The 12,177-nt window shown below is 75.7% G+C and carries 14 protein-coding genes; 6 read left to right on the top strand and 8 right to left on the bottom strand.

The window, feature by feature from the left end:
• Positions 1-58: 58 nt before the first annotated feature.
• Positions 59-910, bottom strand: coding sequence for a class II glutamine amidotransferase (locus tag ABTX81_RS31755; RefSeq protein WP_350552878.1), 852 nt, complete (start codon positions 908-910; stop codon positions 59-61).
• Positions 911-1,054: 144 nt separating this feature from the next.
• The gene (locus tag ABTX81_RS31750) at positions 1,055-1,648 is read right to left on the bottom strand and encodes a phosphoribosylanthranilate isomerase (protein ID WP_350552876.1); all 594 of its coding nucleotides are present in this window, start codon (positions 1,646-1,648) and stop codon (positions 1,055-1,057) included.
• Positions 1,649-1,853: 205 nt separating this feature from the next.
• Between ABTX81_RS31750 and ABTX81_RS31745 the strand changes: the two genes are divergently transcribed.
• The 3 genes from ABTX81_RS31745 to ABTX81_RS31735 all read left to right on the top strand — a co-directional run bounded on the left by ABTX81_RS31745 (position 1,854) and on the right by ABTX81_RS31735 (position 4,429).
• Positions 1,854-2,144 carry a hypothetical protein gene (locus ABTX81_RS31745; RefSeq protein WP_350552874.1) on the top strand — a complete coding sequence of 97 codons (291 nt, stop codon included), beginning with the start codon at positions 1,854-1,856 and terminating at the stop codon, positions 2,142-2,144.
• A gap of 127 nt (positions 2,145-2,271) precedes the next feature.
• Positions 2,272-3,198, top strand: a complete 927-nt coding sequence (locus ABTX81_RS31740; protein ID WP_350552872.1) for an ADP-ribosylglycohydrolase family protein — start codon at positions 2,272-2,274, stop codon at positions 3,196-3,198.
• A 322-nt stretch (positions 3,199-3,520) separates the two neighbouring features.
• Positions 3,521-4,429 (top strand): 2OG-Fe dioxygenase family protein, encoded by a 909-nt coding sequence (locus tag ABTX81_RS31735; protein ID WP_350552870.1) that lies wholly within the window; start codon positions 3,521-3,523, stop codon positions 4,427-4,429.
• 190 nt (positions 4,430-4,619) lie between these two features.
• Here ABTX81_RS31735 and ABTX81_RS31730 read toward each other — a convergent pair whose 3' ends face one another.
• The gene (locus tag ABTX81_RS31730; RefSeq protein ID WP_350552868.1) at positions 4,620-4,814 is read right to left on the bottom strand and encodes a hypothetical protein; all 195 of its coding nucleotides are present in this window, start codon (positions 4,812-4,814) and stop codon (positions 4,620-4,622) included.
• A gap of 165 nt (positions 4,815-4,979) precedes the next feature.
• A complete protein-coding gene (locus ABTX81_RS31725; protein ID WP_350552866.1) occupies positions 4,980-5,426 on the bottom strand; it encodes a peptidoglycan-binding domain-containing protein in 447 nt (148 codons plus the stop codon).
• 312 nt (positions 5,427-5,738) lie between these two features.
• Between ABTX81_RS31725 and ABTX81_RS31720 the strand changes: the two genes are divergently transcribed.
• Positions 5,739-7,121, top strand: coding sequence for a cytochrome P450 (locus tag ABTX81_RS31720; protein WP_350552864.1), 1,383 nt, complete (start codon positions 5,739-5,741; stop codon positions 7,119-7,121).
• 53 nt (positions 7,122-7,174) lie between these two features.
• Entirely contained in the window at positions 7,175-7,585 is a 411-nt protein-coding gene (locus tag ABTX81_RS31715) for a hypothetical protein (protein ID WP_350552862.1), read from the top strand.
• A gap of 53 nt (positions 7,586-7,638) precedes the next feature.
• Here ABTX81_RS31715 and ABTX81_RS31710 read toward each other — a convergent pair whose 3' ends face one another.
• The 4 genes from ABTX81_RS31710 to ABTX81_RS31695 form a co-directional block, all read right to left on the bottom strand.
• Positions 7,639-7,992 (bottom strand): zinc ribbon domain-containing protein YjdM, encoded by a 354-nt coding sequence (locus tag ABTX81_RS31710; RefSeq protein ID WP_350552860.1) that lies wholly within the window; start codon positions 7,990-7,992, stop codon positions 7,639-7,641.
• A 32-nt stretch (positions 7,993-8,024) separates the two neighbouring features.
• Positions 8,025-8,201, bottom strand: a complete 177-nt coding sequence (locus ABTX81_RS31705) for a hypothetical protein (protein ID WP_350552858.1) — start codon at positions 8,199-8,201, stop codon at positions 8,025-8,027.
• Between the two features lie 182 nt (positions 8,202-8,383).
• Entirely contained in the window at positions 8,384-9,955 is a 1,572-nt protein-coding gene (locus ABTX81_RS31700; protein ID WP_350552856.1) for a threonine/serine exporter family protein, read from the bottom strand.
• A gap of 200 nt (positions 9,956-10,155) precedes the next feature.
• Positions 10,156-11,382 (bottom strand): amidohydrolase, encoded by a 1,227-nt coding sequence (locus tag ABTX81_RS31695; RefSeq protein WP_350552854.1) that lies wholly within the window; start codon positions 11,380-11,382, stop codon positions 10,156-10,158.
• 177 nt (positions 11,383-11,559) lie between these two features.
• Between ABTX81_RS31695 and ABTX81_RS31690 the strand changes: the two genes are divergently transcribed.
• Positions 11,560-12,051: an HPP family protein gene (locus ABTX81_RS31690; RefSeq protein ID WP_350552852.1), complete on the top strand. Its 492-nt coding sequence runs from the start codon at positions 11,560-11,562 to the stop codon at positions 12,049-12,051.
• Positions 12,052-12,177: the final 126 nt, after the last annotated feature.

Below are 12,177 nucleotides of genomic sequence, written 5' to 3'. Positions count from 1 at the left end.
CGGCCGCCGGCGCCGCGCGGGATTTTCCAGCAGCGGTCGGTGTGCGGCGCGTTGACGCCTAACCGACCTTCGGCCGGAAGGTGCGGATCGCGTCGTGTCCTTCCTGGACGACCGCGTAGCACGACTCGGGGACGGGGTTCCAGGCTCCCGGCAGGTCGCCCAGCGGCTCGGAGACGATGATGCGGGCGTCCTCGGACGCCAGCTGCAGGACGGGGTTGTCCGGGTGCAGGGCGCGCAGCGCCTGGACGCTGGTGCTGAAGAACAGCGAGCGCGAGGCGCGACCGCTCGAGTAGCGGAACGCCCAGAGCCGCTCGCCCTCGGAGACGGCGACCGTCATCTGCAGCGGGTCGGCGACGCCGTGGCGGGCCGCGGTCGCCTCGACCACGCCGGCCATGCGCTCGACGGCGCCCGGGACGTCGTCCTCCAGCCCGAAGGTGAGCGCCAGGTAGAACATCAGCTCCGAATCGGTGGAACCCTCGATGTGCGGGTAGAGGGAGCCGTCCACGGCGAGCGCCAGGTCGCGCTTGTAGGCCGCGAAGTCGCGGATCGACCCGTTGTGCATCCACAGCCACCGTCCGAACCGGAAGGGGTGGCAGTTGGTCTGCTGGACCGCGGTGCCGGTGGAGGCGCGGATGTGGGCGAAGAACAGCGGGGAGCGCACGCAGCGGGCCAGCTCGCGCAGGTTCTGGTCGCTCCAGGCGGGCCCGACGCCCCGGAAGACCGCCGGCTCCACGGCGTGGTCGGGCTCACCGTGATGGTCGGGGTACCAGCCGATGCCGAAGCCGTCGCCGTTGGTGGTCTCCACTCCCATCCGGGCGTGCAGGCTCTGGTCGATCAGCGAGTGGGCGGGCTTGTAGAGCAGGACCTCCAGCATGATCGGGGAACCGGAATAGGCCAGCCAACGGCACATGCGGCTCACCTTCCTCACGGCATCGCGGTGCGGCCCGCGGTCTCCGGGCCGATTCCTTCCACCGTAGGCCGGGGAGCCCGACCGGGCGCGCGGAACCTCGGGGAGCGCCCGGGGAGCAGGCGGCGCCCCACCGCCGCCCCGCCGTCAGCCGGACTTGGCGGCCCGGAGGAAGTCCGCGATCAGCGCCGGGTCCTTGACCCCGCGCCGGACCTCGACACCGCTGGAGACGTCCACGCCCCAGGGCCGCGCGGCCGCGATCGCCGCGCCGACGTTCGCCGGGCTCAGGCCGCCCGCCAGCATCCACTTCCCGGCCGGCGGCTTCGCGCCCAGCTCGGACCAGTCCCACGGCTCCCCGGCGCCCGCCACCGGCGCGTCGAGCAGCAGCAGGTCCTCGCCGAAGTCTCCGCAGTCCGCGCCGGCCGCCGCCGCGGCCGAGGTGGCCCGGATCAGCGGCACGCCCAGGTCGGCCAGCTCGGCGAAGGCCGCCGCCGGGTGGTTGCCGTGCAGCTGCACCGCTCGCACCCCGGTGGCGCGCACGGCCTCCCGGACGTACTCGGCCGGCTCCTCCCGGAACACGGCCACCGTCCACACGCCCTCGGGCACCGTGTCCGCCAGCTCCCTCGCCAGCTCCACCGGGACCCGGCGCGGGCTCTCGGTGAGCACGAACCCGATCGCGTCGGCACCGGCTGCCACGGCGGCGGCGACGTCCGCGGCGGTACTGAGACCACAGATCTTCACGAACACGTTCCCGGACGCTCCCTACTGGACGGCGGCTGCCAGGGTACAGCCGGGAGGCACGGGCGTCCGGGGCTCGGCGGCGAAACCGTCCGGGCGGGGCCCGGCACCCCGGTCGACCGCCCGCCGGACGCCGACACCTGCACCACGGTCGAACGAGCCGGCGAACGCGAACGGTCTGCCGGACCGGCCTGCCGTGATGCCCCGCGTGGCACCCGCACCCGCCCTCACCGGCCTGGACACCCAGCCCCGGTCCTCCTGCTCGCACACCCACGGCAGCGCCGAGGACGTGCCCGCGCTGCTGCACGCGCTCACCGGCGAGGACGCGGACGCGGCGGGCGAGGCGCTGTCCGAGCTGTACGGGAGCCTGCTGCACCAGGGCACGGTCTACGCCACAGGCGCGCTCGCGGTGCCGTTTCCTGGCCTGCGGTCCGCCGAACGCGACGACGATCCGCGGGGTGCCTGCGACCCCTGCAGGCCCTCGGCGCCGGTGCGCTGACCGGCGATCGCTCCGGCGTCGAGGACCGTGTGATCGACCAGGACGAGAACTTCCGCCGCCGCGCTCGGGCCCTGCTCACCGGTCTGACGGCCCGTCCGGTGCCGTGAACCTCTGGGACGATAGGACCATGACATCGTCTTCCGCCGCTCGTGACTCGTTGGAGGGCCTGGCCCTCGGGGACGGATTCGGGGAGCGCTGGTTCCCGCCGTTCCGGACGCCCCGGGAGGCGTTCGACCAGATCCGGGCCCGCCGGATCCCGGAGGAGGCCCCCTGGCACTGGACCGACGACACGGCGATGGCGCTGTCGGTGTACGGGGTGCTGACCGCGTTCGACGCGGTGCACCAGGAGAAGCTGGCGCTCGCCTTCGGAGCGACCTACCTGGCGGACCCGGGCCGCGGCTACGGGCGCGGCATGCACGGGCTGCTGCCCGGGCTCGCGGATGCGCCGGGGAGCTGGCGGGCCGCCGCGCGGGACCTGTTCGGCGGCGAGGGCAGCTTCGGCAACGGCGCGGCGATGCGGGTGGCGCCGCTGGGGGCGTGGTTCTGCGCGGACCTGGAGGAGGCGGCCGAGCAGGCGGTGCTGTCCGCCGAGGTCACCCACGCGCACCCGGAGGGCGTCGCCGGCGCGGTGGCGGTCGCCGTGGCGGCCGCGCTCGCCGCGCGCGGCCGCGACCGGGACGTCCCGGCGGGCTCCGGGCTGCTGGCCGAGGTCGCCGACCGCACACCGCCGGGGGCCGTGCGCGAGGGCCTTCGCCGCGCGGCCGGCCTGGACGCCGGGACGGAGCCGTGGCGGGCCGCCGACCTGCTGGGCAGCGGGCAGCGCGTCCAGGCGGGCGACACCGTCCCGTTCGCCCTGTGGTCCGCCGCCCACCACCTGGACAGCCTCACCGACGCCCTGTGGACCACCGCCGAGGGTCTCGGCGACGTCGACACCACCTGTGCCATCACCGCCGGCGTGGTCGCCGCCCGCACCGGCCTGGCCGCGGTGCCCGAGCCGTGGCTGGCCCACCGCGAGCCGCTCCCCGCCTGGGTCGCCGACGCCGAGGCCCGGTAACCGACGGGACGAGCCGGCCCCGCCACCGCGCGAGGCTGCGGCAGGCGCGGCCGTAGGAGGCGGCGTGGGCGGCGGCCGCGCGGTGGGCGGGTGCGCGGTGCTTCACGGTGCCGCAGACCCCTCCGGTGGAGTGATGCGGGCCCCGGGCGCGTGATCGTCGTTCGCGCGCGGACATGGACACGGTTGTCATCGTCCCGCCGTCCACCGGGCGTCCGGAGGCGGTCGGCCACGCCCGGTCCGGCGAGATGTCCGGGCCGGGCCCTTTTGGTGCGGGGAGTTCTGGGCAGGGGCTGATGTGGCATCCCCGATCTGGAGAGAACCGATGGACAAGGCACCGCACTCCCTGACCGCCCGGACGGCCGCCACCGTTCCCGGCCCGATCCCGCCGCCCTCGGGCTCCGCGCCGGACGGCGCCGTCGCGACCGTCCGGCGCCACGGCTACGCCCGCCTGAGCGCCGCCGGCCTCGGCATCGACACCGAGGCGATGGCGGAGGACTTCGCCCGGCTCGCCGACGCCTACCGGGACCTTCCACCGGACCCCTACGCCCTGGCGACCAACCGGTTCCGCCGCTACTCGCACGCCGTCCACCTGCCGTGGACCGGACTGCTGTCCTACAGCCCCGGAGCCCCGGACGCGGAGTTCGGCACCGTCACGGAGTACTGGCAGGACGAGCACAACCCCGACTACCCGCGGATGCGCCGCCGGCTGCCCGACCTCCCTGCCGCCCTGCGCGACAACCGGCTGCTCGACGCCCTGATCCGGGCCGACCTCGGCCAGGCCCTGTGGCTGGAGGAGCTGCACCGTGTGCCGGTCTACGTCGGCGTCCACCTGATCGCGCTCGGGGTCCGGGAGCGGGGCCAGGAGGCGGTGTCCTCGCCGAACTGCCTGCACCAGGACGGTGGTTCACCGGCCACCTTCACCTTCGCTCACCTCGTCGGGCGGCGGAACGTCGAGGGCGGCGAGAACGTCATCGCCACGGCGGAGAGCGCCGGCCGGCAGCCCGACGACCTGCCCCGTGACGCGGTCCTCGCCCGCTTCGTGCTGAGCGAGCCGCTGGACGGCTACGGGGTGCACGACCACCGCGTCAGCCACTACGTCGGCCCGGTCCGGCTCGGAGGCGACGGCGCCGGCGGTGCGGACGGTCCGGAGACCGCCGCCGGGGCTCCGGCGGCCGGCGGCCGGCGCGACATCCTCATCATCGGCATCGCCCCCTACACGCCCGGGCTGTAACCACCGGCGGAACCGTCGCCGCAGCCCTCCTCCGGGCCGCGGTCGGCCCGGAGGGCGTCACTCCCGTGGCCCGGGTGATCACCGCCGCCCCCGCCCGGGTCCCCGGCGCCGATCGTCACGTGGGAGAGGGCCGGGCACCGGGCCCCGGCCCCCGTCACCGGGACCCGCGCGGGGCCGCCGCGTCCCCAGATCACCGGGCGGTCACCGCCCCGGCCCGGCGCCGGTCGCGCGGCCGGGCCGGGGCCGACGGGCCGGGCAGGCCCGGGCGGCGTCCGGTGGCCTTCACCCCGCCGGGGAACAGCGCCCCCGCCGTCCCCACTCCGACGGCCACCCGGCCGACCGGCGTCCGCCTCCGGCCGGGCCCACCCTGCTGATCGATCGTCATGGCACCGATCCTGCCGGACCCGTGCCCCCGTCCGCCTGAGTACCGGTACTCAACTCCGCCCCGGGGGCCTCGTCGTGGCCGCCCGCGGCAACGGCCCGGGCTCGCCCCAGGGGGTTCCTGGGGCGAGCCCGGGCCGCTCTGTCCTACGGCGTCGGGAGGCGGCGGTCAGCACCAGCCGAGGTCGGCGAACGCCTTCCAGGCGGCCCTGGTCTTCGGTCCGGCGACGCCGTCGATGCCGCCGGTGTCGTAACCGATGTCGACGAGGAAGCGCTGGAGGGCGCGGATGGTGTTGGGGCCGACCGCGCCGTCCACGGCTCCGGCGTTGTAGCCCAGGTCGTTGAGGAAGCTCTGCCAGGCCTTCCAGCTGTTGGTGCCGAGCTGGCCGTCGATCGCGCCCGGGTCGTAGCCGGCGTCGCGGACGTAGCACTGGACGCTCTGGGCCTCGGCGGTGGTGAGGCCGAGGTTGTTGACGGCCCGGACGCCGACGGTGCGGGTGGGGGCCTGCGGGGCGGGCGCGGCGGAGGCCGCGGTGGCGCCGGCGAGGGTGCCGATGCCGAGGGTGGCCGCCGTGAGAATTCCCACCAGCGCCTTCGTGAGCCTGTTCGATGCCATGGGCTTTACTCCCTCGTACGGGAATCGGGGCGAGAAGGAAGCTAGCACCGATCGCATGCGAATGACCATGCCGACTTCGAGTCCCCGACGAGCCCCGAACAAGATCGTGAAGAGCCGGGCCGGAATCGGGGAATCCTGGATTCCGGCAGTTCAGGAGCGGTGACACCGCCTCAATTGGGCCACCGCTGACTGATCCGTACACGGAACGAGAATTCACGACCGGGCACTCCTGATCCCCCGTCCGGCCGAGCGCACGCGCCAGGGAATGCGCGCCGGTTGTCCACCGCTCGCCGGGGCGCCTACCCTGCTGCTGTGTCCTCGTCAGCGCGGGGTGCCGCGACCACGACCTACCGGCACGGGAAGCCGCCCGGGGCGGTGCCGCTGCTCGGGCACCTGCCCGCGCTGGCCCGCGATCCGGCGCGCTTCCTGGGGCGGCTGCACCGGTACGGCGACCTGGTGGAGATCCGGCTCGGGCCCTACCGGCTGGTCGTCCCCACCCACCCCGAGCTGCTGCGGCAGGTGTACGCCGACGACCGCGCCTTCGACAAGGGCGGGCCGATCTACGGGCGGTTCCGGGAGGTCCTCGGCAACGGTCTGGCGACCTGCCCCCACGCCGACCACCGGCGCCAACGCCGCATGCTGCAACCGGAGTTCCGGCCCGAACGGCTGGCCGCCCACGCCACCGTGATGAGCCGGGAGGCGGCGCTGCTGGCCGGCTCCTGGCGGCACGGCGAGGTGGTGGACGTCTTCCCCGCCTGCTACCGCTTCACGCTGCGGGTGGTGACGCGCACCCTGCTCGGCACCGAAGTGCCGGACGCGCTGGCCGAGCGGCTGCAGTCCGCCTTCGAGACCGCGTTCGCCGGCGCGCTGCGCAAGCTCTGGATGCTGCCGGCCGGCCCCGGCTACCGGACGGCCGTCCGCACCCTGCGGCGGACCGTCGCCGACCTGGTGCGCGAGCACCGGGCCCACGGACCGGGCCGCACCGACCTGCTGGCCGGGCTGGTCGCCGCCCGCGACGAGGACGGCTCGACGCTCTCCGACTCCGAGCTGCACGACCAGGTCGTCGCCGTGCTGCTGGCCGGCACCGAGACCACCGCCTCCCAACTCTCCTGGACGCTGCGCCTGTTGATGGCCCACCCCGAGGTCCTGGCCACCGTGCAGGAGGAGGTCGACGCGGTGCTGCCGGACGGCGGGCCCGCCGTTTGGGCCGACCTGCCGCGGCTCTCCCTCACCACCCGGGTGCTGACCGAGGCGCTGCGGCTCCATCCGCCCGGCTGGGTGCTGCTGCGCACCTGCGCCCGGGAGACCGAGCTCGGCGGGCGCGTCCTGCCGACCGGCGGCCAGGTGCTGGTCAGCCCGTACGTCGCCCACCACAATCCGCGGATCTTCGCCGACCCGGCCCGCTTCGACCCCGACCGGTGGCTGCCCGAACGGGCCGCCGCCCTGCCGCGCTGGGGGTTCGCCGGGTTCGCCAACGGCCCCCGGCAGTGCCTCGGCGCCGACTATGCCCGGGCCGAGGCCGCGATCGCGCTGGCCACCCTCCTCGCCCGCTGGCACCCGGTCCCGCTGCCGGGCCGGCGGTCGGACGACCGCCCGGTGCGGCTGACCACCGTCCTGCGGCCGCAACGGCTGCGGCTGCGACCGCTGGCCCGCGGGACCGCGACGGCCGGTCGGCCGACGGACTCGACCGGGTGATCCGGCACCGGCGGGAGCGGGCATTGTCGTACGCCTGCCCTAGCGTCCTCGGCATGACTCCTGTGACCGCAACCACACCGAGCACCGCATCGCGCACCACACCGAGCACCGCGCCGAGCACCGCGCCGAACACCACCACCGCGCCCGCCCATCGGGACGGCAGCGGGCACCCCGCCCTGGACGGCGCGCCCGTCGCCCACCTCACCGACACCCTGCGCGAGGCGCTGCTCGGGCTGGCCGCCCGCCTCGACCCGGCGGGCACGGCGGCCGAGCCCGACTGGGCGGTCTGCACCGCGCTGCGGCTGGTGGTGGCCGGGGCCTACGACACCGCCGAACCCGGCGAGGAACCGGGGCTGCTGTACGTCACCCCGCCGGTCGCCGAGCTGGGCAGCCGGCCGGTGTGGCTGGAGCGGACGCGGCCGGGCGGGCCGATCACCGCCAGGTTCCCCGCCGACCGCTGCTGACCGGCCGGCCGCTGCCGCCCGCCCGCTGCCGCCCCCGACCGCGTCCCGAGGACTCAGGCCTTCTTGACCACGCTGGACTTGAGCTGCATGGCGCCGAAGCCCTCGATCCGGCAGTCGATGTCGTGGCCGTCGACGCCGTCGACCAGGCGGATGTTGCGCACCTTGGTGCCGGCCTTGATCCCGGAGACGCTGCCCTTGACCTTGAGCGCCTTGACGACGGTCACGGTGTCGCCGTCGTTCAGCACATTGCCGACCGAGTCCTTGATCACCCGCTCGCCGGAAGCGGCCTCACCGGCGCCGGCGGCGGGGTCCCACTCGTGGCCGCACTCCGGGCAGACCATGAGGGCGTCCATCTCGTAGGTGTACTCGCCGGAGCACTTGGGGCAGGCGGGGAGGTTGTCGCTCATGTGTTCAGACTATCCAGTCGTTCGAGTGGTGCTTACCGGAGCAAGCAGGCGGGGACGGCGGCGGCCGACGGTCCGGGGGCCGCGCCCCGCGCTCCCGGACGGGCGCGGGCGTGGGCGATCGCCTCGGGCGTGGTCGCGAAGACGCCGGAGACCAGGACGAGCGTGCCGCGGCGGCGCAGCCGGCCGAGGGCGGAATCGGCGACGGTCACGCTGCCTCCTCCACGTCGTTCCTCCTCGCCGGCCCGCGGGGAAGCGGTACCGATCCAACGGCACGCCAGCATGTATGAACATGAAGAATTTTTCAAGTCGCTGATTCGGCAGGCGCCGGATCCGGACAGTAGCGGCCGGGCCTCCGCTTCCCGCCCCTTCCCGCCCCTCTCCGCCCGTTCGCTCAGCGGCGGTGGCGGCCGCGCTGGGCGCGCCGGCCCGCGGCCGGGGTGGCGGTGGGCTCCGGCGCGGGGAGGAAGAGGCGGGCGGCCTCGCGGCCGAGGTTGACGCCGATGGCGAGCGCCATGGCCATGGCGCTCGCCTGGGCCACGCCCCGCAGGCCGGCCTCGGCGTCGCCGCGGACGAAGGCGAGCAGTGCGAAGTAGAGCACCGAGCCGGGCAGCAGGGGCCCGAGCGCCGCCGACACGTGCGGGAGCGCGGAGCTGCCGCGGTGGCGGGCCATCACCTGGCCGGAGAGGCCGACCAGGCCGGCGGCCAGCGCGGCGGCCGCGACCGGCTGCTGGCCCGCGCCGACCAGCACGCCGTACGTCGTCCAGCCGGCCGTGCTGTTCAGCATGACCGCGGGCAGCGCGCCCGGCTCGGTGTTCAGCATCACCGCGAAGGCCAGGGTGACCAGGACCGCCGCGATCAGCTGGATCGGTGGGTTCGACGCCCCGACCGGGAGGTCCCGGGCCGCGAGGTCCGCGCCGTGGTTGATGCCGACGTAGAGCACGGCCGTCACCCCGATCACCACACCGGTCATCAGATATAACGCTTCGACCATGCGAGCGGCGGCGGTGAGATAGCAGCCCGCCAGCCCCTCCTGCGCCGCGGCGACCAGGCGCCACCCCGGCAGGAGCGCGTACAGCCCGCCGGTGATCACCGCCGAGCCGCGCAGATGAAGGCCGTTGAAGGACAGCAGGATGCCGATCAGCGCCGCCGGCGTCGCGGCCAGCACGAACTGGTAGAACTCCGGCAGGTCGTGGCGCGCCACCAGCGCGGCGAGCCGGTCGCCCACCGTGGCCGCGACGAAGGCGCTGGTGAACACCAGGGCGGCCCGGGCGTCGGTGCGGCCGCCGACCAGCACCGTCGCCGCCCCGGCGAGCAGCCCGCAGGACAGCGCGACCAGCCAGCCCGGGTAGCGGTGGCCGCCGCGGAGCCCGGCCGCCAGCCGGCGGTGGGCCTCCTCGACGTCGATCCCGCCCGCCGAGATCATCGTGACCAGCCGGAAGAGCAGCGCCAGCCGGGCGTAGTCGCCGGACGGGCGGCGCACGGACCGCTCCGCCGTCAGCGGCGGCTCGGCCGGGCGCGGCCGGTAGGAGACGGCGACCCGGGTGAAGGTGACCTGCGGGTCGCAGGGGTGGACGCCGTAGGCGCGCGCCACGGCGAGCATCGCCGCCTCGACGTCCTCCGCCGCCTCGCCGCTGGCCAGCAGCAGCTCCCCCACCAGCAGGGCGAGGTCCAGCACCGCCGCCACCTCGGCCGGTCCCGGCCGGTGGGTGCCTAGCGGCTCGGGGAGCAGCGCGCGGGCGGCGGTCGGCGTGCGCAGCAGCGGCAGCATCCGGTCGGGCCAGGCGGTCGCGCCCGGCCCGGGGTCGACCGGGCCGGCCAGCGGCGGGCGGGCCTGGAGCGGCACCTTGTCCGGACGCGCCGGCGGCTCGGTGCGCCCGACGGGGCCGGACGGCGCGGCGGGTCGGGACGGTCCGGCGGGGCCGCCGGGCTCGGCGCGCGGGCCGAGCTGTTCGTGTTCCGGCATCTCCGCTCCCTCGCCAGAACCCCCCTTTCGGGTCGCCCAGTGTATGCGAACGGCTACCCACTGCGATGTCGGGTGAACGCGCCGCGCGCACGCAGGCGCGCCCTGGTGGAGTGAAGGCGGGCCGCTCGCGCCGGTCGCGTCCGGACGCGCCACAAGCGCCGCCCTCGCCACCTCCGCCACCACCGTGCGGTGGCGGGCCGTCAGCCGAGGTGGCGGCCGTCCTTCGCGACGACGCGTCCGGCCCGGACGACGAGCTCGCGTGCCGGGAGGTCGACGACGACCTGCGGCAGGCACTCGCCCGCCACCAGCATGAAGTCGGCGGGGGATCCGGGCCGCAGGGTGACCCGCGGCAGGTCGAGCAGGTCGGCGCCCCCGTCGGCGGCGAGCGCGAAGCAGTCGGCCAGCTCCCGGTCGGTGCGGGCGTCGGTGGTCCAGCCGAGCAGATGGGCGCGGTGCAGCATGTCGGCGTTGCCGTAGGGGCTCCAGGAGTCGCGCACGCCGTCCGAGCCGAGGCCGACCCGCACGCCGCGCGCCTGCAGCTCCCGGAACGGCAGCACCTGGTGCGCCGAGGGGGCGACGGTGGTGAGGCCGACGCCGGCCTCGGCCAGCCGGTCGGCGAGTTCGGCGAGCCGGTCGGCGAGTTCGGCGAGCCGGTCGCCGGACAGCTCCGGGACGCAGAAGGCGTGGCTGACCACGACCCGGCCGGCCAGGCCCGCGGCCCTGGTCCGGGCGACGATGTCGCGCAGCGGGTCGAGCCCGCGCCCGCCCTGGTCGTGCAGGTGGATGTCCAGCCGCAGGCCGTGACGTCCGGCCAGGTCGAAGACCAGGTCCAGCTGGGCGGGGCCCTCGCCGCCGGGGCCGCCGTCGAAGCCGGCCGGGTCGATGCCGCCGACCGCGTCGATCAGCCCGCTCGCCGCCGCCTCGGCCAGCAACTCGCCCGCGCCGGGGGTGCGGCGGACGCCGTGCTGGGGGAAGGCGACCAGCTGGACGTCCAGCGACCCGGCCAGCCGCTCGCGCGCCTCGGCCAGTCCGGTCACCCCGGCCAGTCCATAGGCGGGGGCGACGTCGACGTGCGCCCGCACGGCGCGGGTGCCGGAGGCGACGGCGTGGGCCAGCAGCCGGTGGGCGCGCTCGGCGAGCGGGGTCCGCTGGTGGCGGTGGAGGTCGACGTCGCCCTCGACGTACTCGGGCAGCGAGCCGGCCGCGCGGCGGCTGTACCAGGGCTCGCCCCAGGCGGTCTTGTCCGGGTGGATGTGCGCGTCCACCAGGGTGGGCAGCGCGATCCGGCCCCTGCCCTCCACCACGGTCGGCTCCGCGCCGTCCGGCAGGCGCTCGACGAGCACGCCGTCGACGGCGATCAGGTCGACGGGCCGCTCGGCGCCGTAGGGGCGGACGTTGCGGAAGACGGTGGCGGCGGTTCCGGCCATGGGGAGTCAACCCTCTCTGCGGGCATGGTCGCTGGGGTCGTCCCACCGTCGGCGCGGACACCGGTCCGTCCACGGAGTGTCCGACGACCGTCCAACTGGCGAAACATCCCACCTTTTCGTGCAACAGTCTGTTTATCATCCCCGGGTCCCCCGTTCCCCACCCGGAGCCGTTCCCGCATGCCCACGCCGCCCACCGCCAAGGCCCCCCGACCCCATCCACTGCACGCCCTGCGGGCGTCCGCCTTCGCCATCGGGGCGCTGCTCCTGCTGGCCGGCGTCGGCGTGCTGGTCCACCAGCCGCTGCTGATCCCGCCGGTCGCCGCCAGCGCGGCCCTGGTCCACGGCGCGCCCGGGCTGCCGATCTCCCAGCCGCGCAATCTGATCGGCGGTCACCTGCTCGCCGGCCTCATCGGCTACGCCACGCTCGCGGTCACCGGCAGCACCGCCTGGGGCGCGGCGATCGCCGCCGGACTCGCACTGGGCGCGATGATGCTCTGCCACGTCTCGCACTCCCCCGCCGTGGCCAGCGCCGTGGTGGTGGTCCTCCAGGAGCCGAGCGCCTGGCCGTTCCTCCCGCTGCTGGTGCTCTCCACCGTCCTGCTGGTGGCGATCGGCCTGCTGCCGGGCCGGATCGGCGGACACCCGGTGCGCTACCCGCTCTCCTGGTGAGGTCGGGCGACAAGCGGGTCATCCGATCGGATGACCCGCTTGTCGCCCGACCCGCAGCGCCCCCCCGGCCCGAGAAACGAGTACCCCCCGGGGGGCGAGGGGGCAGGGAAGGGGGGGGGCGAGCCC

It is taken from the genome of Kitasatospora sp. NPDC097605 (genome assembly GCF_040302725.1).
Classification (GTDB): domain Bacteria; phylum Actinomycetota; class Actinomycetes; order Streptomycetales; family Streptomycetaceae; genus Kitasatospora.
Note: the sequence above shows the minus strand (reverse complement) of the source record. Positions and strands in the feature narration are given on the sequence as shown.